The sequence below is a fragment of the Hoyosella altamirensis genome, assembly GCF_014191505.1.
Taxonomy (GTDB): Bacteria; Actinomycetota; Actinomycetes; order Mycobacteriales; family Mycobacteriaceae; genus Hoyosella; species Hoyosella altamirensis.
In genome coordinates this window covers 1,509,606-1,531,314 of sequence record NZ_JACHWS010000001.1, presented here as the reverse complement: position 1 = coordinate 1,531,314, position 21,709 = coordinate 1,509,606, and the positions used below count along the sequence as shown (strand labels likewise).

Below are 21,709 nucleotides of genomic sequence, written 5' to 3'. Positions count from 1 at the left end.
GTTGGGCGAGCCGGGGAATTGAGCGTTCCCTGCGATGCGGAACCTAAGCCGCCTGGAGCTGGCGCTGTACTGTCCGCACCGGGAGCATCGCAATGTCGGCTAGCGTCGCGGTCGGCGACTGCGTGTAGAAGTGGTCAGGGAGCGCGTGTCGAAAGACCTTCTTCCACGTGCTGTATACCTGCCGGGCCATCGACTCCTCGTGGTAGGGGATTCCGTACTTCTCGCAGATCACCTTCACTTCGGCCGAAATCTCTCGATAGCGGTGCGCCGGGAGGTCTGGGAACGCGTGGTGCTCGATCTGGTAGGTCAGATTGCCCGACAGGATGTCGACGTACCGATTACCGGTGAAGTTCGCCGAGCCGAGGATCTGACGATAGTGCCAGCCAGCGAGAGTCTCATTCTCGGTCTCTTCGATGGAAAAGGTCTCGACCCCCTCCGGGAAGTGGCCGCACCAAATCACGTTTGATGCCCACAGATTGCGAACCACGTTCGCAACGACATTTCCGGCGAATGTGAATGGCGCACCCGGGCCCGACAGCAGCGGGAAGATGACGTAGTCCTTCAATGCCTGTTTCCCACCCTTGCCACGGACGCGAGCGAGGCCTTCCTTCATGTCGTCCCACGACTTCTCGCCTGAGATGAACTTCTCTAACTGAAGCTCTTGGAGGGCAGTCCCCCACTGGAAGGTCAGCTGCAGCGCCAGATTGAAGACTGGGTTTAGCAGCCAGATCGGATGCCAAGGGGTCTCCTCGGTGATCCGGAAGGCGCCGTAGCCGGTGGCGTCGTGGTCCTTGCCAATAATGTTGGTGAAGGTGTGGTGCATGTAATTGTGTGTGTACAACCAGCTGTCGGCGTGAATGCTGTTGTCCCAGTCGAAGTTCTTCGAGGTCAGGGCCGGGTCCTGCATGAAGTCGTACTGACCGTGCATGACGTTATGGCCGATCTCCATGTTGTCGAGAATCTTCGACAGTGAGAGAGCAGCGATGCCACCGAGCCAGGCCGGGGGCAGCCAGCCGAAGAACAGCATCGCGCGCCCTGCCAATTCGAGCTTCTTCTGCACGTCGATGAGATTGCGGATGTACGTGGCATCTCGCTCCCCCAAATCGGCAACGACGCGGGCCCGTATTCCCTCCATTTCCTTACCGAATTCTTCGATCTGTTCGGGGGTCAGTCTTTTGGTGTCAGGCATCGCTTTTTCCTACGGGTTGAGTGTGTGGCTGACTTCGGCCGGACATGGGGCACGCCCGTGAGGACGCTGCGGGAGCCTGGATGGGGTCAAGGCTGGAGCAACCAGTCATGCGTCAGTGTCAATATCAGTGAACGGTTGTTCTCTGAAAACGGTAGACCAATCGGTCTCAATTTGGCAATGTGCGGCGCTGTGACGTTGCGAACAGCGAATACAACGAATGGGAGTGGATTCAGTGGGGGTGTGTAAGTGTGTCGAAGACGGCTTGGCCTGTTCACTCTCATGTCGAGAAGTTTTGCCGGCGCCCCGCACGGCAACGCCCATTGTCGACACCTTCGCGTGCTGTCAGGCGAGCTGGCGCATCAGGCTCCGAAGATTGCCTTCGCTTGTATGGTCTTGCCCGCCTCGGGAATGTGCAGAGGTGCCGGTAAAGCCAACGATGTTGCATTCGGTCCTCGCTCGATGAGGCTCACCCGCCCCGCACATTTCGATGCGCCGCTTGAGGTGCGGAGTCGCTTTAGAACCGCCGCACCTGCCGGAGAATCCGCTGGGTCAATGTGGGCAACGTCGATGCCTCGTGACGAACTAGGTGGTGGATTATCAGCTCGATCCAGGCGCCGACAAGGGTCAAAACGTCCTCTTGCTCAAGGGGCGCCAGTGGCGGGTTGCTGGCGGCTCGAAACGAATTGAGTCTTGGCCGCGCGGCCGCTGCGAAGTCGTCGATCGCCTTGTCTCGTCGTTCGCGGATCCGCTGCCCTGCCGCCATTGCTTCGAGGAAGAACATTCGAGTAAACGCGGGCTGTCCTGCCAGGGCGGCGAGGACGCCAGAAACGATCGCTTCACCGTCCGGATCCGACAGTTCGGCGTCGGCTGCGCCCCTGCTAAGCAGAATCAGCATCTCGAGAGCCTGATCGTATTCGGACTCCTCTACGCTGTCGGCTATCTGATAGGCGGGGAACGCCTCGGCCAGCAGCTATTCGGGATGTACGGTCCGATCGTCAGCGTTCCGGTATTCGGCTTTGGGAACCTGGTCCTCGTTTCCGAACCCGGTCTCGTGAAACAGGTGCTAACCGAAAACCCCCAGGTGCTGCTTGGCGGCGAGGGTGTCGGCCCGGCAGCCGCGATATATGGGCACGACTCGATGTTCGTGCAGGAAGAACCGGAGCACCTCCGGCGGGCGACGGTTGCTCACCTCACCGCTGCACGGCGACGCGCTGCGCTCCTACGTTCCGATCATCGAGTCCGCCACGCGATGAGCGATGGCCGACTGCCGACCGATCGCCCCTTTCAGTTGCTGTACGCAGCGCGGGCGATGACTCTCGATGTGATCGTGCGCGTGATCTTCGGGGTGAACGATCCGGGCGACATCCAACGGTTGGGTCACCCATTCGAGGAACTCCTTGATCTCGGCCTGACCGAAGAAACGACGATGCGCTATGCGCTGCGCCGCTTCGGCACCTTGCGATGGTGACGCCACCGGGACCGTGTTAACGAAGACCTGGCGTCCGTCTTGCTCCCGTTCATCGCCGAACGTCGGTCTGACCCCGACCTGGCGACTCGTACCGATGTACTCAGCGTGCTGCTCAAGGTGCGCGACGAGGACGGCAACGGACTGAGCGATAGCGCCATCCGCGATGACCTCGTCACGCTCGTGCTTGCGGGACACGAAACCACCGCGACCACCTTGTCGTGGCTGTTCGATGCGCTGCTGCACCGACCCGAGGTACTGGCGCGAGTCCGTGCTGAGGCAGAGACCGGCGAGACTGGGTACACCCACGCAGTGATCAACGAGACGCTTCGGCTACGTCCTCCTGTGCCGTTCACCAGCCGCGTGACAACGACCTCCTATCGGCTCGGTGACCACGTCCTCGAGCCGGGTACGCGAATCGTTCTGTACATTGACGCCGTCAACAAGAACCCAAAGACGTACGCGCAGCCGCACGAATTCCACGCAGAACGATTCCTTCACCAGCGTCCGAACATGTACGCCTGGATTCCGTTCGGTGGCGGACTCAAACGGTGCCTCGGTGCAAGTTTTTCAATGATCGAGCTGACCACTGTGCTGCACACACTGCTACTACACGGCGACTTCAGACCTGCCAGCACAAAGGAAGAGTCACCGGTCCGTCGGTCGGTCGTTGTCGTCCCCCGCAATGGAACGCGGCTGTTCTACCGGCCTCGCGAATCGGAGAAGTGACGTCGGTACACCTAGTCGTTTACGACCTTAGGGCGCGCTTTGGCGCCGCGCAGGACCGTGTCGGTCGCGACGGCCAGCGGGTCCCAGTAATTACCCTTGGGCGGCATCTGGTCGGCTACGCCGAAGACCTTTCCGTTGCGAATCTCTTTGAACAGATCCTTCGAGACGACGGCGCCCGCTGCGCCGACACCGGACAGCATGACGCCCTCAACACCGGGGCCCCATCCCATACTCGCGCCCGCGAGGTACAGTCCCTTGATGTCGGTTTTTGGGGCCGGTCGCATCGGCCCGATCTGGCGTAAGTTCATCTCGATGCCGTACGACCCGCCCGCGGTGGAGTGGGTGTACCGCTCCTGGGTGATCGGGGTGCCGGCCTCCTGCCACACGATATGTTCACGGAAACCAGGAATCACTTCCTCGGCGAGGTCGATCAGAATATCGGTGACCGCGTCCTTGGTCGCAAGATACGTCGGGTTATCGCGGTACTTCTCACCGCCCACCGGCCCATCATCGCTGATGCCCCACAGGTCATGATCGGCAGGCATATAGGTCATAACCTCGACAACTGAATGGCCCGCAGGTGCCAGCGGAGTCGCAGAATCCTTGTTGGTTCCGATATGGATCATCGCGCAGACGTTTTCGCGCACGGCCCGTAACCAGACCTCGCGGTCTCCCCCGGCCTTCTTCCAGTTGATCGCATCCTGCATTGGACCGAAGTCAGCGTCGGCACGGAACTTCCAGATCTGCGAGCTGGTCATCGTCTTAGCCAGATCGATATCGAGGCCAAAGTAGGTGTTGAACAGCGGCCACGCCATCGAATAGTTCGACACCATCGCCTTTTTTACCGCCGACACATCTGAGGGGTCGAGCAATTCGAGATAGGTGCGCTTAAGGTCGGCGTTCGAAACCACGACCGGTGCTGTGAACACGTCGCCACCGTCAACCAAAACCCCGGTCACCGCGCCGTCCTCGACCAGAATTTGGCGCACGCGCGCATTGAGTCGGTAATCACCGCCGTTGGCGCGAACTACTTCTGCCATGGTTGCGGACATTGACTGACCCCCACCGACCGGGAAGTAGGCACCGCCTTCAATGTAGTTTTTGAGAAACCCCGCTTGGACGATTGCAGGTGCGCGGGTCGCGGGCGAGGCGAACGCCGGTGTCTGTCCTCCGAGCACTGGTCGTGGTGCAGGGCCGATGCCGCACACGTCGAAGACGCGGGTCAATGGCATGATCGCGAACGGAGCGGCCCAGCCGGCCCGCAGTATCGTGGCGGCTAAGCCTTTCGTCGAGGCGGGGGTGGTTGCCCGGTCCACTGCGTTGGCCAGCTTGCGGATGATGCGCATGTAGCGGCGCAGCGCAGCGGCATCGTCGGGGAAAGCTTCAATGAGCCGGTCTTGGTAGAGGTCCCAACCTCGCGGCACCTTGAACCTAACTGATGGAAAGTTGAGGACGTCGAACCCATCTGGATCAATCTCCTGAAACTCGATCCGTCCCTCTGCGCCGACGCCTCGCAAGATTGTGGGGATGTTTCCTTCTGGTCGTCCGCAGTCGCCGAGATAGTGAACCCCTACCTCAAACTCGTAGCCCTTTCGTCGGAACACATGGGTGCAGCCGCCAAGAACGTCACCTTGCTCGAGCACGAGTGTGCGCTTTCCATTGGCGGCTAGATACGCCGCTGCGGTCATTCCGCCCATTCCGCTGCCAATGACGATGGCGTCCCAGTCGGTCTTCATGAAATCAGTCCTCACATCACGGCGAAAGTAGACCGGACGATCTACAATGGCAGAGTCTACGCAGAAGTAGATTGATTGGTCTACAGGGGGTGACGACGATGACACAAGGACCGAGGCAGCGGTTGGTGACCAGCGCCATCGCGTTGATGTGCGAACGAGGTGTCCATGCCACGGGGCTGAGGGAACTGCTTGAGCACAGTGGAACCGCACGCAGATCGATCTATCAGAACTTTCCGGGCGGAAAATCGGAGTTGATCGAATACGCAACTCGTGTGGCGGGACGCCATCTATCCCGTCAGATCGCGGAATTCCTTGAAGCCGGCCCGGCTTCGGGCGTCGAAGCGCTCATCGATGACTGGATCTCAACTTTGCTTGAGACCGACTACGTACGTGGTTGTCCGATAAACGCAGCGGCCCAGTCGGGACCGTCGGAACCGGCCATCCAGGCCGCCGCAGCTGATGTGTTCACAGCATGGAGGAACCAGTTTGTCGGTGCGTTTGTTGAGTACGCCATCCCAATAGATACCGCAGAGATGATCGCGGACGTAACCATTTCCACCATTGAAGGCGCCATTGTGCAAAGTCGAGCAAGCCGATCAATCAGCCCGCTCGCCAACGCGAAAGAGGTCCTGATACCCATGATCAGAGGATTCGGCCAATCAGATGCGAACCTCGAGGTACGCGATTGAGAGGACAAGATCGCCGCGCTTGTGAGGACTGTGCACTCGTGCAGAGAAACGAACCAATTCGCCCTGGAACTGACGTGCATTCTTCGGCACTTGTCGAGAAGTGCCGCGCGCGGTCACTGCCTGCTGATTTCTGTCATCCGGTCGACGAGGCGACGCAGTTCCGCAGCCCGCTGCGCATCAGCGCGACCGTCGTTCGCGTGGTCGGTGTAGGCCGCCGAGAGCGAGATGTACCACCAGAGCTGATCCTCCACGCCAGCATTGAATCGGTCCCAAATTGAGGGGCCATCAGTCTCAAGATCGCTGACAGTCGAACGCGCGTTGTGGACCTTGTCGGCCAGGGAGACGCGCACTGTCGCTGGGTCTCGGGTGGCGGTCAGGTGATCGAGGTAGGTCTGCTTGCGGGTCCGGAAGTCCGGGATCTCCTCCTTCTTGGCACCGGAACACCCGATCACGATGTCGCGGACCCGCGCACCGAATCTTTGCTCGAGCGCGTCGGCCCCATTTTCATCGACGTCCTCGATGTAGTCGTGCAGCAAGCCCGCAATGGCCTCATCAGTGTCACCGCCATCCTCGATCACCATTCCGGATACTGCCATCAAGTGACTGATGTACGGAATTCGCGGCCGGCTGTCCCCCTCGGCGCGCTTGCGGGTCTGGTCACTGTGCTTGTCGGCAGCAAATGCCACCGCCTCGGCCAATCTCACCGGATCGATCTTCATGGTCTGCTCGGTCAAAATCATCACCTTTCTCTGGGATGGTTCGATGTCGAGGAGAACGCGATCCAGCACCGTTGTACGCAGTCTCCTGCCCAGCTCCAGATACGATTCATAGTGACACAGGGGTGCGACAGCGTGTGCGCGGTCACTGCTTTGCGCTTTTAACCGCGGACTTGCAGCACGAGTTTGCCGCGGGTGCGGAAGGTTCGGCTCTTACGGTGCGCCTCGGCCGCCTCGGCTAGGGGGTAGACACTGTCGACCACGGACCGGATGTGCCCTTGCGTCATCAAGTCGGCGATGGCACTCAGCTCCTGGCCTCGTGCTTTCACGGCGATGACCGATGCACGCTGGCCACCGAGGATGCGGGAACGCACGGTGGACTGCGCCCATCGCGCGAAGGTAGCGAGGTTGGGCACCGTCGTGATGTAGAGCCCGTCGCGGGCCAGTACATTGCTGCAGCTGTCCAGGCTCTCCCTGCCGAGGGTGTCAAAGACAAGGTTTTGGCCACTAACGACGTCGGTGAATCGCTCCTCGGTGTAATCAACGACCGCAGCTGCTCCGAGGCCGCGGACGAACTCGGCGTTGGCTGCGCTGCACACGGCGGTGACGTGTGCTCCGGCATGGCTGGCGAGCTGGACCGCGTAGTGCCCCACCCCGCCGGACGCGCCCACCACAACGACTTTGGAGCCCGCCGAGATGCGGGCTATACCAAATAGGCTCTGCCAGGCGGTGAGTCCCGCCACCGGCACTGCCGCTGCTTCGATATGGCTGATCGCCGGTGGCTTCAGCGCCACGCACGAGGCATTGACCGCCATGTACTGTGCATAACCGCCCATGTGGCCGAGTTGGCTTTGCATAGAGAAGACTTCATCGCCGACCGCGAAGTCCTCGACCTTAGCCCCTACCTCGACGACCACACCGGATACGTCGCTTCCGGGGATGGTCGGGGGTCGGCCGACTAGGTATCGGCCGACGTAGGTTCCTTGCCGCAGCATCCAGTCACGTGGGTTGACTCCTGCCGCGTGCACCTCGATGAGCACCTGGTTCGGCCCTGGCCGAGGAGTGGGCCGCTGCCCGTAGTGCAGGACCTCTGGTCCCCCGTGCCGCTCGAAGTAAACCGCTTCCATCGTGTCCCCTTCTTCCCATAGTCTCATTTCGAGACTGAACGCTAGCACGAGCAGTCTTCTTTTGAAACTAGCCAGGGTAAGATCGATGCATGCGCTATGACGATCTCGCCGACTTCCCGTGCTCGATCACCCGCCCGCTGGTGATCCTCGGCGACCGCTGGACGCTGCTGGTGCTGAAAACATCGTTCACCGGCATCCGGCGGTTCAACGAGTTCCAGCGCGCGCTCGGCGTGTCCCGCAGTCGGCTGCAAGACCGCCTAGACCGGCTTGTCGATCACGCGATCCTGGCCAAACAGAAGACTCCCGGCAGCGCTCATGAGGAATACCGACTCACCGAAAAGGGACACGACCTCTACCCGATTCTGATGGCGATCAAGGACTGGGGCGACGTCTACATGGCGCCGGAAGGCCCGCCCGTGCACTATCAGCACCGCGGTTGCTCCGGCGAAGCGCACGTGCGGCTCGAATGCGATTGCTGCGGAGACGATCTCACCGCCCGCGATATTGAGCTGGCACCGGGACCGGGCCTGCTGACCGAGGACGGCGACCGCAGCAGCCGGGACGGAGCGGAGCTTATGCGCGCGCAAAATCACGCAGGTGCCGGCAAACCTCGTCAATAGCTCGCCTCGCCTGCGCGAATACATTGACCTCCGTGAAGAATCCGTGAAAGACGCCGGTGTACCTGATCAGCGAGACGGATACACCGTCCTGGCGCAACCGCGCCGCGTACGCTTCGGCGTCGTCGCGGATCGGGTCGACCTCAGCGGTCAGGATCAGCGCAGGCGGCAGGCCGCGAAGTGACTGGGCACGCATAGGTGCCGCGAGGTGGTCGTCCACTCGGCATCCTCGGCCAACGTATTGATCCCAGAGCCAGCGCGCATCCGCCGCGCCCAAAAACGGCGAGTCGGCGAACTCCGACCATGATGGCGCGGTGAACGTCCCGTCGACTGCGGGGTAAGCGAGCACCTGAGTCACAGGGAGGGGGCGGTCTTTGTCCCGTCGGCTCAGACACAGGGCGGCGGCAAGATTGCCACCCGCGGAGTCGCCCCCGACCGCGATACGGTTCGGATCGATGCCGTACTTCGGCGCTGTGCGTAAAAGCCACGCGTAGGCATCGAGGCAGTCTTCAAGCGCTGCCGGGTACGGGTTCTCGGGAGCTAGACGGTAGTCCAGGGACACGACTGACCAGCCAGACCCGGCGGCAATCGCACGGCACACATCGTCGGGTCCGTCCAGGGTTCCCATGACGAAACCGCCGCCATGCAGGTAGACCAGGGCAGGACTGTTGCCGTCGGCACCGTCCCCGCGGTACAGGCGGGCCTCGATTGTGCCCGCCCGGGTCGGCACGGTCATTTGTTCGAAATGGTCCACCGACGCGGTCGACGCCGCCGTCGGGGTTGTGTTCAAGAGGGCGCGAGCCTGCTCAGGCCCCAGCTCCCGAATGGGTTTCCGCAGAACTTGGGTAATCATGTGGGCCGCGCTTTTCGCGTTGTCGTCCAGCAGGTTCCACCAAGCGGAAGTGTCGTCGTTCATCTCAGGACCTCGCAAGCCGTTGACAAGTAGTGATCTGTGCCTCACCATCATAGTCATATGACCAAGACAAATGAACAGAACTAGGGCGATCCCTGGAATCTGCTGCTGACGGTCACCGCACAGGCGATCTCGTCACAATCGAAAGGATAGAAGGATGACCGAAACCACGATCGGCCCCGCGACATGCGGGGTTGACGAGCTCGGCGGGGTCGAAGTTCGTATCGAGGATGATGCGAGTCCGATCGTTCGGCTGATTGGCCGGACGATCGCTGACTCCGTCCGCGCGAACAGTGCGAACTCCATCCTGGAAGGGCTGGAAGGCACCATCGCTCTCCGCTCCCACGAGACTCCGCAGGCTGCGACAATCAGCATCTCGAACGGCGCCGTTGCGGTATCAAACGGTGTGTTCGCCGAGCCCGACCTCACTTTGACTGTCGATCTGAACGGCCGGTTCGCACTGATCGGAGAACCTGTGGGTGCGGGTGCCGATGCTCTTGCCGCAGTGACGCTGACGCTGCTGTCGCCACCACTTCCGGATTGGAAAGTCGCAGCGGAGAGGTTCTGGGCGGCGGCCCGGTCGGTACCGGGGGTTCCTGACGTTCTTGTTGCGATCGCCGACGGCCCCGAGGGGCTGGACCAGCAGGTCGTCGGAGAGGGCGAGTCTCATTATGTGATCGCCGGTCCCCCAGATCTGTTGACCGGCATCTTCACGGGCGCCGATGACCTAGTCGCCGCCCTGTCCACTGGTCTGATCGGCGTGCGCGGCACGCTCTCGCAGCTATCGGTCCTAGTCGCCGCATCCTGGAAGGTTCGCTTCAATGTCTGAAATCACCACTACCTCAACGGGTCTTGCTCCCGCTGTTCACACGGTCCGGCTCGAGGCCACGAATCACGAGGGCTGTTTCCTCGGAAAGAACGTCGCGCCCAAGAAGTTCACTGCGAGCGCGGGCTCAGGCTTCGCGTTCGCCGATCTGCTTTTCGGCCTCGATCTCGGTAACGCGCCGGCCTTTGGATTCGCCTACCCCGATTGGCGCGGTCACCTCGCCGACCTGAACTTCCGTCCGGACATGACAACGCTCGTGCAGTGGAGTCCGGGCCTGCAGTCCGTCATCGGTGATTATTGGCAAGCGGACGGCACCCCGGTCGGTATCTGTCCGCGCAACCTCGCCCGGAAGCTGGTCGACCGACTCGCAGCACGCGGTTTCACAGCCACTGTGGCCGTCGAGATCGAGGCGACCCTGTTTCAGGAGTCCATCCACGAGGCACGAGCAAAGGGATATCGCGACTTAACCCCGCTCGGTGGTTCCGCGGGCACCGCCTACCACCTTGCAAAATCGAAGGACTGGAATGACTACATGTCGGCGGTCGCGCACCGACTCGACGAGATCGGCATCGAGTGGGAGGCGTGGAGCGACGAGGACGCAGCAGGACAAGTCGAACTCAACCTGGTCCCGGGTGATCCGATCTCGGTATGCGACGCCTGGGCGCGCGCCCGGCAGGTGATGCGCGAGGTGGCCTTCGAGCGCGGCCACACCGTGACCTTCATGGCCAAGCCGACCGCGGGGTATGGCCAAGCCTCGCACGTCAACATGTCCTTGCAGCGTGATGGCGTCAACGTGTTCTATGCTCCCGATGGGCCGTCGCCGACAATGCTGCACGCCGTCGGCGGACTCCTCGCGACAATGCGGGGCGCGACGTCGATCATGCTTCCGCAAATTACTTCTTACCGCCGCCTGGTCGACCTGAGCGGCCCGCCGACGACGGTCACGTGGGGCATCAGCAACAAGAGCACTGCGGTACGAGCGGTATGCGGGCATCCGGAGTACTCGCGCCTCGAGTACCGCGTTCCGGGCGCCGACGTGAACCTGTACCTCGCGGTCGCGACGATTCTCGCCGGTGTGATCGCTGGCGTCGACGGCGAGATCGAGCCGCCCGATCCAGTCAGTGACCTGGCGTGGTGTGTGCCCGACCTCGAGCGGCTGCCGGACACCATCACCAAGGCGGCGGAGGCGCTCGAGACGGACCTGATCCTGCGCGAGCAGCTTGGTGATGAGTTCGTCGACTACTGGGTCGGCACCCGGCGCTGGGAGTGGATGCAGTTCCACACTACGGGCGGAGATCCGTTCGCTGAGCTCTCCGAGTGGGAGTCGGCCCGATACTTCGAGTTCCCGTGACCGCGGGCAACGCGGCGCAGGGCGCCGTCCGCCCGATCATCGGCACAACCGGCCGCCGGGTTCGGCTTGGCTTAGTCGAGGGTCTGGACACACGGTACGGTCACCTGTTCACCGACACCTTCATGTCCGACTTCTCCGAGCGAATCGCACGGGCCGGTGGCATTCCGGTGAACCTGCCCTACGACGCCGACCCGGATGCACTGTGCCACTGGCTGTCCGGCGTGGTGATTACCGGCGGCCAAGATGTCCATCCCACGTGCTGGGGCGGTGATACTTCGGTAGTTCGTGATGTGGATCCACGAGATGATCCGATGGTCCACGACGCCGAACGGGACGCCTTCGAGATTGCGCTCGCTAAGGCAGCGCTCGACCGGAACATCCCGATTCTCGGCGTGTGCCGCGGCCTGCAGGTTCTGAACGTCGCACTTGGCGGAACGCTGGTCCCGCACCTGCCGCCCGGCTCCGTCGAGCACCTGTCAGCGTCTCCCCCGCTCACCGACGGTTTCGACGACCACAAGGTGACGTTCGAGCCTGGTTCGATTGCCGAGCGGCTGTTCGGCGCCAGCGCAGTCACAAATTCGTGGCACCATCAGGCAGTTGACCGCTGCGGCGCCGGCCTCGTGGTCACCGGGCGCACGGCTGACGGCGTCGTTGAAGCAGTCGAGCTGCCAGGCTCGCCAGTGCTCGGTGTCCAGTGGCATCCCGAGTGGATGGAGCGCGACGATCCAACGTTGAGCTGGATCGTTACCGAGGGCAGTAGGCGAATCTGAATGAGGAAGACTGTGGGCCGCTACCGAACGGTTGCGGCCCACAGTCACTTTCGGGTCAGTGCGGTGTTAGTCCACGCCTACCCAGGAAACGAGAGACCGTAGATTCTGCTCGGAGGGAGCTTTCGAGGCCCGGGGCGCAGGCTCGGTGGCGTCGCCAAGGTTTGCAGCCATCCAGCTATCGAGCACTCCGATAGTGAGCTCGATCTGTCGCTCCGCTGCCGTGCGGTCGGTGAACACCAGCCAGTTAAGCGCGAACCCGTCAGACAGCGCGGACACGATGTAGGTCAGCGCATCGACGGTGTCTGAGTCAACCGACTGGCCAGCAGCGGTCTCGGCGGTCTCAAGAATGGGCCGCATGGTTGCGAAGGCCTCGTTGTACATCATCTCGGCCTGCTCGCCCTCCTGGCGCTGGGCCCAGCTAACTAGCTCGATGATCGTAGCGCCGAAGTCCCGGTTGTCGAGGTACCACTCCAGCAGCCCTCGCAGCAGAGCGCGCGCACTGGTCTCCACTTCACTGTGGACGGCATTGCGCGTCAGCACTTCTCGATACTGCCCAGCAACGTACCCGAAGACCTCCGCAAACAGTTCCTCCTTCGTGGCGAAGCAGTAGTGCAGCGTTGCCAGCGGAGCCTTCGCCTCCTGAGCAATGCGGCGTGTGGTGGCACCGTCCACGCCATGCGCGGCGATCACGCGCACGGCCGCTGCCACAAGTTCGGCGCGACGTTCGGCGGCGGGAATGCGCGGCATGCGGCCCTCCTGTCAAAGCATTTACGGACGTTTGATCAAGTCAATCTAACAGCTTCTCCCTGCCCAGAAAAGTGAAAACGCGTCAATTCGCTCCCTCAGATGTATAAGTCATATGACTTGATCGTACGACCAACTCGCGCTATCGTTATGACAGCAATCACATTCAAGTCCCGGGTTCCGCGGCAGTCCCGCTGCGCGGCAACGCGACCGGAACCCAGAAATCTCGCAGAGGACGACATGACCGAAGTGAAAGTAGTGCGCCGTGAGGGCGCGATCGCACTCGATCGCATGGCTATGGCTCCGCCGCTCGGTACCCTCATCGACCTCCTGGCGAACCAGGCCGACAACTTCTCCGACCGCGAGTTCCTTCGGTTTGCAGAAGGTTCCTGGACATTCGGCGAGGTCGATGAGTGGACCTCGCGCCTGGCGCACCGCCTGATCGCCGAAGACGGCGTCCGCACGGGTGACCGAGCCGCGATCATGCTGCCTAACGTCGTGCAGTGGCCAATTGCCTGGCTTTCGATCCTCAAGGCGGGTGGCGTTGCGGTGCCGGTGAACTCGTCGTACCAGCACGCCGACCTGGAATTCGTGCTGCGGGACTCCGGCGCTCATTTGATCTTCACCGACGCCGCGCACACCACGCTTGTCGATGAGGTGCGCGCCGCGAACGCCGATCTGGCCCACATCCGGATCGTGGAAGTCAGGTCGAGCGACGAGCTCGCCCAGTATCCGGCGGCCCGGCCGCAGGTCGCCATCTCCGGAGATACTCTCGCAAATCTCCAGTACACCTCAGGGACCACCGGATTCCCGAAAGCGTGCATGCTGACCCACGACTATTGGATCCGGCTGGGCTGGGTCTGCGCGGGCGCAGCGGACCTCGGGCCTGACGACGTCGTACTCACCTCGCAGCCGTTCTCCTACATGGACCCGCAGTGGAACACCTCACTTTGCCTGACGATCGGTGCACCGCTGGTGGTCCTCCCCCGGTTCTCCGCGTCGGGTTTCATGGCCGACGTACGTCGGCACCGGGCCACGTTCTGCTACGTACTCGGCTCGATGCCCACGCTGCTGTTCAAGCAGCCACCGAGCCCGCAGGACTGCAACAACGATCTGCGCCTTGTGCTGTGCTCGGCCATTCCCGTCGCCCTGCATGCTCAGCTCGAACAGCGCTGGGGCGCACCGTGGCGGGAGATCTTCGGGATGACCGAAAGCGGAGTTGATCTGGTCAGCCTTCCTGAAAACACGGCCGACATCGGCAGCGGCCGGCTGGGGCTGCCGGTTCCCACGAAGGAGGTCCGAGTGGTCGATCCGCAGGGCCGGGACGTCGCCGAGGGCGAATCCGGCGAGCTGATCACCTCAGGCAGACCGATGATGCTCGGCTACTGGAACCGGCCCGGAGACACGGCCCAGGTTTTGCGCGACGGCTGGCTGCATACCGGCGATATCGCGCTCCGCGAGGCGGATAGCTACCGGCTGGTCGGCCGTATCAAGGACATGGTTCGCCGCGGCGGGGAGAACATCGCGAGCGCCGAGGTCGAGCGCGTCCTTGAGCGCGACGACAGCGTCGTTGCTGCGGCAGTGGTCGGTGTACCGGACGAGCTGTTCGGCGAGGAAGTCAAAGCCTACTTGCAGCTGTTCCCCGGCGTCGCAGAGGACCGCGCGACGGCACTGCGGATCATCACTCAGGCGCGAAATCAGCTGGCACGCTTCAAGGTTCCGCGATACGTCGAATTCGTTGCGGACTTCCCGCGGACCCCTTCCGAGCGCGTGTCCAAGCCGGTGCTCAAGGCGCGCTCCGCCGATCAACCCGGCATCACCTATGACCTGAAGCCACCGCGCATAGCGGGCAATGGCAACTAAGGAGTCAGATATGACCAACGCCTACCTGAACGTGCACATCGTCGACGATGTCGCGATACTCACGCTGAACCGCCCCGGGAAACTCAACGCGATGGACGTGGCCACGCGGGTACTGCTCGCGCAAACCATCCGCCGCTTCGGGACCGGTGACCGCGTCCGCGGGATCGTTCTCACGGGCACGGGGCGGGCCTTCTCCGCCGGTGAAGACCTGCAGACGGTGCCGAGCACCTACGAGGAGCTTCGCGAGGCCTTCGCGACCTTCCACGACATCACCCGCGCCATTCTCGAGGCGAAGGTTCCCGTGATCGCGGCCGTGAACGGGATCGCGGTCGGCGGCGCCTCGGAGATCACGCTGTGCTGTGACGCGCGGATCGGAAACCCCGCCGCCGAGTACTACCAGCCGGAAAACCACCGGGGGATCATCATCTCCAACGCTTCGAGCTTCCTGATGGGTCGACTCGTACGCAATCACGCGATGCGAATCATCCTGGGCTCCCAGCGGATCGGCGCGGATGAAGCCCTGCGCATCGGGCTTCTCGACGAGATCGCTGCCCCGGACGAGCTGGTGAACCGCGCGGTCGAGGTGGTCAGACAGTGGAACTCCGATCCGCGCGTCACCGCGCTGCACCTGAGTCTGCTGCGCCCCCGTCCCGAAGATATCGAGGCCGCGTTTGCCCGAGAAGACGACGCCGCCCGGCAGTCCTGGGAATCCGGCGCCTTCAGCGAAGGCATCGAGGGCTTCTGGACATCCAAAAATTCCGCGCTGAAGAACGCGGCGCCGTCAGCGCCCGCACAGAGCAATTGAGATCGGAGACGATGATGATCACCACTGAGGCAGCAGTTCTCACCGCGCTGAACGAACCACTGGAATTCACCGAGATCGTGGTGGACAATCCCGAGCCCAGCGAGGTCCGCATCGCAGTGTCCAACGTGGGCCTGTGCCACAGCGATCTCCACTACATGACGGGCACCGTGCACGCCGACCTGCCTGTCGTGGTTGGGCACGAGGTGGCGGGCGTCGTCGAGTCGGTGGGCTCCGCAGTGATCTCGCTGCGCCCCGGGGACCGGGTCGTCGGGGCCCTCACCCCTTCGTGCGGGCTGTGCCGCAACTGTGCAGCTGGGCACTCGACGCAGTGCCAGCGCGTCCCGCAGATCCGGCAGCGTCCCCGCCCTGCCTTCCAGTTGCCCGGAGGCCAGGCCGTCGAGCGGCTCGGCGACATCGGCGCGTTCTCACGCCACACCCTGATGCGGGAGAGCTCGCTGGTGAAGCTGCCAGACGAGGTGGGGCTGCACGTCGGGTGCCTGCTCTCGTGCTGCATCATCACCGGCGTCGGGGCCGTGTTCCGCGGCGCGAAAGTACGCCCAGGTGCCACAGTGGCCGTGATCGGCTGCGGCGGCGTGGGCTCGGCCATCATCCAGGGTGCCCGGCTCGCCGGTGCCTCGGCGATTGTCGCCGTGGATCTCGACGATGCCCGGCTCGCGGCGTCACGCAAGTACGGTGCCACGCACGTCGTGAATGGCGCAGCCGATGTCGCTGCCGAGATTCGTAAGGTCCTCGGTGACGGGGTGGACTACTCGTTCGAGGCGGTCGGTTCCGCGCGTACCGCGGCGACAGCAATGTCCGTCCTCCGCGCCACGGGTACCGCGTGTCTGGTCGGCATCGCACCTGACGGCACCGACCTCACTCTGCCGGCATCGGATTTCTTCTTCGGCGAGAAGCGCCTCATCGGTTCCTACATGGGCTCGGGCCAGGCGCACGAGGACATCACTCAGTTCGCACGCCTGTACCTGCAGGGCCGGCTGCTGCTCGACGAGATGGTGAGTGACGTCATCCCGTTCGGAGAGGTCAACAAGGGTTTCGAGGCAATGAAGTCGGGCGAGGTCACCCGCATCGTTGCCGACCTCGCCGCCTGATCACACCGAGTCCACGAATCCACCCATACCTGAACTACCCACCGAAGGAGGCCGCAGATGCCGAACCTGGAACTGCCTCAGCCGATCAATTACATCGCGGACGAGTGGTCCGAGTGCCGGACGATCCCGGATTCGTGGAACCTCGACCCCAACACGAGACAGCCCGTTCACCGTGCCGTCACGACCAGCCCGGACGATGTGGAACGAGCTCTGCACCACGCGGAGCGGTCCTACGGATTCGAACGCTGGGATGACGCCGCGAGCGAGGAGCGCATCGCTGTCCTCGAGCGCGCGGCCGACATCGTCGAGGCCCGGCTCGAGGACATCGCTCGAACCGATGCTCTCACCAGCGGCGTCCCGATCGCGAACGCGCGTATGGTAGCGCAGTTCCTTCCGCATCGGATCCGCTCCTCGGCTGCGGAGCTGCGCACCATCCCCCGGCGCACGTCGCTGGCGGCCGACGGCCGCGATGTCCGGCTCTACAAGGTCCCGTGGGGTCCCGCGGCCATCCTCACCCCGTGGAACGGCCCCAGTTTCATCCCCGCCGCGAAGATGGCGAGTGCGCTGGCCGCCGGCTGCCCCGTAATCCTGAAACCGTCGGAGCATGCGCCGAGCAGCGCGCAAATCATCGTCGAGTGCTTCATCAAGGCCGGGCTGCCCGATGGTGCGTTGCAACTCGTGCACGGCGCCGGTGACGTGGGCGCGTCGATCACGGGCGATCACCGCGTGAAGATCGTTTCGTTCACTGGGGGCCCCAACGCGGGCCGGGCGATTGCCCGCGCGGCCGCGGAGGACTTCAAGGTGCTTCAGCTCGAGCTCGGCGGTAACAACCCGGCCCTCGTCCTCGACGACGCGGACATCGATGTGGCAGCCGACGGGATCCTCGAAGGGATGACCAAACTAAACGGTCAGTGGTGCGAGGGACCCGGAAAAGTGCTAGCGCACAAGAGCCTCCTCGAGCCGCTCCGTGAAGCGCTGCTGGATCGTGTCGCCCGCATCGAGGTGGGGCACTCACTCGACGAGAATACGCAGCTGGGTCCAGTTTCGAACGCCCCACATTTCGCCACCCTGCAGAGCCGGATCGACAGACTGTGGGCCCATGGCGCGACGATCCATCAGCCAGCAAAGCTCCCCGCACTTGACGGATTCTTCCTGTCGCCCACCGTCGCTTCGGGCGTCGACGCGTCGGTGGCAACCGACGAGCTGTTCGGTCCAATCGTCAGCCTGCATGCCGTGGATTCCGACGAGGACGCCCTGCGTGTGGCCAACGCCAGTCCGTCGGGCCTGGACGCGTATGTTTTCGGCTCCGACCTCGACCGCGCCATCGAGGTCGGATCGCGGGTGCTGTCGGGTGAGGTGCGCGTCAACGGAGCCAAGATCGCCGATCTCGCCGACGGTTCTGCACAGAGCTTCTGGGGCACGTCAGGAATAGGTGGTCACGGCCCAGGTGAGTCCGTACGGGTTTTCTGCGGCGACCGCGTCGTCGGTATCGACTCACCCAGCCTTCCCATGTAGCAACCGTCGATCGGGAGTAAGGAAACGCAAATGACCACGCACGAGGTACAAGAAGAGACCACTGAGGTGGTCGTCGTCGGCGCCGGTATGGCGGGTTTGACGGCGGCGACCACGTTGTCGCCTGAGACCGACGTGGTTGTACTCGAGGCCGGTGACCGCACCGGCGGGCGTGTAGACACCGTCCGGCAGGGCGACTATTGGATTAACGTCGGCACGCAGTTCACCGAGGGCACCGGCACGCTTATCGATGCCCTCGACCGTCACGGCATCGAGATGGGCTCGCTGGCAGGCAAGAGCGTCGCGCTGTACCTGAACGGCGAGCTGGTCGACACGTCGAATCCCGTCGCGCTCATGTTCCGCACGCGGATGACCATGACCGACCGCATCGGGATGGCCATCGTCGGTGCACGCATCCTCGCGGTTATGCCGTTCCTGGAATCACAGAACCGTATCGCACAACGGGTGCGCGCCAAGCTCGACACTAAGCTGGCCTCGTACCTCCTCAAGGGAGTCCGGTCAGAGTTGGCTAGCGCTGTCGTCCGATCGTGGTCGGCGCAATGGATGGGATGCGAGGTGGACGAGACTGCCGCCACCCAGTTCGTCACCTCAGTGGGCCTCGCGCTGGCCGACCCGGAAAAGATCCCGAACTTCTCGCTGCCGGTGGGCGGCAACCAGACGTTGACCGACGTCCTGGCGAAAGAACTTGGTTGCCGGATCCGGCTGAACTCGCCGTGCACTCAGTGCGCCGCGACGTTGACGGCGTGGTCGTCGACTACCTCGACGGCGAGTGCCCCGCGCGGCTGCGGGCCAAGCGCGCGATCGTGACCACACCCGCGGATGTCGCCGAGCGGATTATCCCGGATCTCCCGCAGCAGTATCGGAACGCTTTCAACGACATCACCTACGGGCGATACGTGGTAGTCGGATTCTTTACAGACGAACCAGGTCCGCAGCGATGGGACGACTACTTCGCCGTCTCCACTCCGCAACTGTCGTTCCAGGCCATGTTCAACCACGCTGCGGCGCTGCGGAGTGGCGGCGACCGAAAGCCGGGTGGAGCACTGGCATGTTTCGCGGGCGGCGTTAAAGCCGACGCATTGCTCGACCTGCCAGGCGAAGAGATCGTGTCGCAGTTCGCGAAGGACCTGCTTACCGTATTCCCCGAGCTCGACGGGAAGCTGGGTGAGGGCATCGTGCGCCGGCACCGCCGGGTCGTGCCCTTCTGGGCACCTGGCCGCAGGAACTCGCTCCCGGCATTGCGTGACCCGCTCGGACCTATCTACCTCGCCGGCGACTACCAGCTTGACATGCCGTCTCTCGCTGACGCGGCCACGTCCGGCGAGCAATCGGCCAAGGCCGTACTGGCGAGCCTGCGCCAAGCGCGCTAGACGACGCCACGTCAATCCAGCGTTCACCCCTTGACTGTGATTGGTACCACTGGTTTACTCATACTAAGTCATTTGACCGAGTCATCTGACCACCTTCGACGAAAGCCTGAATGCGATGAACTCCTCCCCCTCTACCTCACCTTCCGAAGTCGTCGACATCATCGGCGTCGGCGCCGGTTTCTCCGGCCTCTACCTCGCACACCGCCTCACAACCGCCGGGTGGACTTTCGCAGGATTCGAAGCCGGGCCCAGTGTCGGCGGCACCTGGTTCTGGAACACCTATCCGGGTGCCCGCTGCGACGTCGAGAGCATCTACTACTCGTATTCGTTCGACGAGGCGCTCCAGCAGGAGTGGACGTGGAGCGAGCGATTCGCGCCACAGGCCGAGATCCTCAGCTACATCGAACATGTGGCCGACCGCTTCGACTTGCGCAAGCACTTCACCTTCAATACGCGGGTGGTCGGCGCGACGTGGAACGCGGACGACAGGTTGTGGGAGGTCCAGCTGGGCAACGGCGAAAAGCGCCGCAGCCGCTACCTGATCTCGGGTGCAGGAGGCCTGTCGACCCCTAAGGACTTCGACGTGCCGGGCCTGAAGAACTTCACCGGCCTGCAGGTGTCGACCAGCCGCTGGAACATCTCGCTCGATGACCTCGCGGGCAAGCGCGTCGCCGTGATTGGCACCGGATCGTCTGGTGTGCAGGCTATTCCGCTAATCGCTCAGGTCGCGGAGCACGTCACGGTGTTCCAGCGCACCCCGAACTACGTGATGCCGGCGCGTAACTCCGAACTCCCCGTCGAGCAAATCCAGTCCATCAAGGATGACTATCTCGAGATCCGCGAGGAGTGCCGACACTCGATTGGCGGAATCCCCGAGCGTCCCGTGACGGACCGAGCATTCGACGTATCGGACGAAGAGCGGCAGCGGCGCTACGAGGCGGCCTACCAGCTTAGTGGCTTCAACGGTGTCGGTGCCGAGTTCATCGACCTGCTCACGGACCCTGAGGCGAACCGGACCGCTTCAGAATTCATCCACAACAAGATCCGCGAAATCGTCAAAGATCCGGCCACTGCCGAGCTGCTCGTGCCCAAGTACCACCCGCTGGGCGGCAAGCGCAGCTGCTTCGGGACGGACTACTACGAGACCTTCAACAGGCCCAACGTGTCGTTGGTGTCGCTGCGCGACGAGCCGATCGAGACGATGACTGCGAACGCGATCGTCACCTCGCAGGAGACGTACGAGGCGGACGCGTTGGTGCTCGCCATCGGGTTCGACGCCTTCACCGGTCCGCTATACGGGCTGAACCTCACTGGCGAGTCCGGGAAGAAGCTTCAGGAGGCCTGGCAGGACGGCGTCCGCACGTACCTCGGGATCATGACCGCGGACTTCCCCAACTTCTTCATGGTCGCGGGACCGCAGAGCCCCGCTCTCGCCAGCAACGTGGTGATGACCATCGAGCAGGCCGTGGACTGGATCGCCGACCTCATCGAACACGCCCGCGACAACGGCGCGACGCGAGTCGAGGCCACCACCGAGGGGCAGAACGACTGGGTGAACATCAGCGAGGAAACCGTCGCCGACACCCTGTACGCCACCACCGACTCCTGGTATCGCGGCTCCAATGTCAAGGGTAAGCCGAACACCTTCATGGGCTATGTCGGCGGTGTGGGCAAGTACCGCCGCATGTGCACCGAGATCGCAAAACGCGGCTATCCCGGGATCGCGATCGACGGCGAATCAGAGTCCCGCCAACTCGGCCCCATCCATCAGGAGATCTCATGAGCAGGACGGTCCACCGGCGCTATGTAGCCTTCTCCGACGCGCACTATGCGGGCAACCTCGTCGACGGCGCCTACGCATTGAAGCTCTTCGGCGACGTCGGCACGAACCTATCGATCGAGACCGACGGTCACGAGGGCCTTTTCGCCGGCTACTCGTCGGTCGAGTTCCTCGCCCCGGTGCGTGGCGGCGACGTCGTAGAAGCAGAGGCCCGACTGGTGAAGAAGGGGAACCGCAGTCGCACAGTCGATTTCGAGTTGCGCGTAATCTGCCGCGCCGTCGGTGAGACTGGCCGGTCGCAGCTCGTCGAACCCGCCATCGTCGCAGTGCGCGCTCGCGGTACCGCCGTCATACCCGCAGCCGAGACGGAGGGGTGA

Annotated in this window: 19 protein-coding genes and 2 pseudogenes; 14 read left to right on the top strand and 7 right to left on the bottom strand. The window is 63.1% G+C overall.

What is annotated here, in order from left to right:
- Positions 1–43 precede the first annotated feature (43 nt).
- Together FHU29_RS07480 and FHU29_RS07475 are read right to left on the bottom strand one after the other, a co-directional pair.
- Positions 44–1,189: a fatty acid desaturase family protein gene (locus FHU29_RS07480; RefSeq protein WP_064439047.1), complete on the bottom strand. Its 1,146-nt coding sequence runs from the start codon at positions 1,187–1,189 to the stop codon at positions 44–46.
- Positions 1,190–1,703: 514 nt separating this feature from the next.
- Positions 1,704–2,084 carry a hypothetical protein gene (locus FHU29_RS07475; RefSeq protein WP_083962136.1) on the bottom strand — a complete coding sequence of 127 codons (381 nt, stop codon included), beginning with the start codon at positions 2,082–2,084 and terminating at the stop codon, positions 1,704–1,706.
- 84 nt (positions 2,085–2,168) lie between these two features.
- Here FHU29_RS07475 and FHU29_RS23130 point away from each other — a divergent pair, with 84 nt between their 5' ends.
- On the top strand, positions 2,169–2,657 hold the full coding sequence (locus FHU29_RS23130; RefSeq protein WP_232322871.1) for a cytochrome P450: 489 nt from the start codon (positions 2,169–2,171) through the stop codon (positions 2,655–2,657).
- A gap of 21 nt (positions 2,658–2,678) precedes the next feature.
- Positions 2,679–3,383, top strand: a pseudogene (locus FHU29_RS23125) (cytochrome P450); the annotation flags it as partial.
- Between the two features lie 11 nt (positions 3,384–3,394).
- Here FHU29_RS23125 and FHU29_RS07465 read toward each other — a convergent pair.
- On the bottom strand, positions 3,395–5,119 hold the full coding sequence (locus FHU29_RS07465; RefSeq protein ID WP_064439048.1) for a phytoene desaturase family protein: 1,725 nt from the start codon (positions 5,117–5,119) through the stop codon (positions 3,395–3,397).
- Positions 5,120–5,244: 125 nt separating this feature from the next.
- Here FHU29_RS07465 and FHU29_RS07460 point away from each other — a divergent pair, with 125 nt between their 5' ends.
- Complete coding sequence (locus FHU29_RS07460) at positions 5,245–5,808, top strand: LmrA/YxaF family transcription factor (protein ID WP_183377491.1); 564 nt, start codon at positions 5,245–5,247, stop codon at positions 5,806–5,808.
- 113 nt (positions 5,809–5,921) lie between these two features.
- Here FHU29_RS07460 and FHU29_RS07455 read toward each other — a convergent pair whose 3' ends face one another.
- Together FHU29_RS07455 and FHU29_RS07450 are read right to left on the bottom strand one after the other, a co-directional pair.
- Positions 5,922–6,548, bottom strand: coding sequence for an HD domain-containing protein (locus FHU29_RS07455; RefSeq protein WP_064439148.1), 627 nt, complete (start codon positions 6,546–6,548; stop codon positions 5,922–5,924).
- A gap of 137 nt (positions 6,549–6,685) precedes the next feature.
- Positions 6,686–7,678: an NADP-dependent oxidoreductase gene (locus FHU29_RS07450; protein WP_157094916.1), complete on the bottom strand. Its 993-nt coding sequence runs from the start codon at positions 7,676–7,678 to the stop codon at positions 6,686–6,688.
- 62 nt (positions 7,679–7,740) lie between these two features.
- Here FHU29_RS07450 and FHU29_RS07445 point away from each other — a divergent pair, with 62 nt between their 5' ends.
- Positions 7,741–8,271, top strand: coding sequence for a winged helix-turn-helix transcriptional regulator (locus FHU29_RS07445; protein WP_064439051.1), 531 nt, complete (start codon positions 7,741–7,743; stop codon positions 8,269–8,271).
- On the opposite strand, the gene FHU29_RS07440 is transcribed toward FHU29_RS07445, so the two are convergent.
- Positions 8,225–9,184 carry an alpha/beta hydrolase gene (locus tag FHU29_RS07440; protein WP_064439052.1) on the bottom strand — a complete coding sequence of 320 codons (960 nt, stop codon included), beginning with the start codon at positions 9,182–9,184 and terminating at the stop codon, positions 8,225–8,227. The two genes, FHU29_RS07445 and FHU29_RS07440, sit on opposite strands and share 47 nt — an antisense overlap.
- Positions 9,185–9,338: 154 nt before the next feature.
- Between FHU29_RS07440 and FHU29_RS07435 the strand changes: the two genes are divergently transcribed.
- Genes FHU29_RS07435 through FHU29_RS07425 form a run of 3 tightly spaced genes read left to right on the top strand, consistent with a single transcriptional unit; the run spans position 9,339 to position 12,128 of the window.
- Positions 9,339–10,010 carry a hypothetical protein gene (locus tag FHU29_RS07435; RefSeq protein WP_064439053.1) on the top strand — a complete coding sequence of 224 codons (672 nt, stop codon included), beginning with the start codon at positions 9,339–9,341 and terminating at the stop codon, positions 10,008–10,010.
- Complete coding sequence (locus FHU29_RS07430; RefSeq protein WP_064439054.1) at positions 10,003–11,358, top strand: glutamine synthetase family protein; 1,356 nt, start codon at positions 10,003–10,005, stop codon at positions 11,356–11,358. Before FHU29_RS07435 ends, FHU29_RS07430 begins: the two co-directional genes overlap by 8 nt.
- Positions 11,355–12,128 (top strand): gamma-glutamyl-gamma-aminobutyrate hydrolase family protein, encoded by a 774-nt coding sequence (locus FHU29_RS07425; protein WP_064439055.1) that lies wholly within the window; start codon positions 11,355–11,357, stop codon positions 12,126–12,128. The genes FHU29_RS07430 and FHU29_RS07425 overlap by 4 nt, the downstream gene beginning before the upstream one ends.
- 66 nt (positions 12,129–12,194) lie before the next feature.
- Here FHU29_RS07425 and FHU29_RS07420 read toward each other — a convergent pair whose 3' ends face one another.
- Positions 12,195–12,875, bottom strand: a complete 681-nt coding sequence (locus FHU29_RS07420; RefSeq protein WP_064439056.1) for a TetR/AcrR family transcriptional regulator — start codon at positions 12,873–12,875, stop codon at positions 12,195–12,197.
- Positions 12,876–13,022: 147 nt separating this feature from the next.
- Between FHU29_RS07420 and FHU29_RS07415 the strand changes: the two genes are divergently transcribed.
- From FHU29_RS07415 to FHU29_RS07385, 7 genes and pseudogenes are all read left to right on the top strand, one after another.
- Positions 13,023–14,735: a class I adenylate-forming enzyme family protein gene (locus tag FHU29_RS07415; protein WP_232322873.1), complete on the top strand. Its 1,713-nt coding sequence runs from the start codon at positions 13,023–13,025 to the stop codon at positions 14,733–14,735.
- 10 nt (positions 14,736–14,745) lie between these two features.
- Positions 14,746–15,540 carry an enoyl-CoA hydratase/isomerase family protein gene (locus tag FHU29_RS07410; protein WP_064439057.1) on the top strand — a complete coding sequence of 265 codons (795 nt, stop codon included), beginning with the start codon at positions 14,746–14,748 and terminating at the stop codon, positions 15,538–15,540.
- A gap of 14 nt (positions 15,541–15,554) precedes the next feature.
- On the top strand, positions 15,555–16,649 hold the full coding sequence (locus FHU29_RS07405; RefSeq protein ID WP_064439149.1) for a Zn-dependent alcohol dehydrogenase: 1,095 nt from the start codon (positions 15,555–15,557) through the stop codon (positions 16,647–16,649).
- A 57-nt stretch (positions 16,650–16,706) separates the two neighbouring features.
- Positions 16,707–18,164 (top strand): aldehyde dehydrogenase family protein, encoded by a 1,458-nt coding sequence (locus FHU29_RS07400; RefSeq protein ID WP_064439058.1) that lies wholly within the window; start codon positions 16,707–16,709, stop codon positions 18,162–18,164.
- Between the two features lie 30 nt (positions 18,165–18,194).
- Positions 18,195–19,552: pseudogene (locus tag FHU29_RS23645) on the top strand (flavin monoamine oxidase family protein).
- Positions 19,553–19,667: 115 nt separating this feature from the next.
- Positions 19,668–21,335, top strand: coding sequence for a flavin-containing monooxygenase (locus tag FHU29_RS07390; protein ID WP_064439059.1), 1,668 nt, complete (start codon positions 19,668–19,670; stop codon positions 21,333–21,335).
- Complete coding sequence (locus FHU29_RS07385) at positions 21,332–21,709, top strand: hotdog domain-containing protein (protein ID WP_064439060.1); 378 nt, start codon at positions 21,332–21,334, stop codon at positions 21,707–21,709. The genes FHU29_RS07390 and FHU29_RS07385 overlap by 4 nt, the downstream gene beginning before the upstream one ends.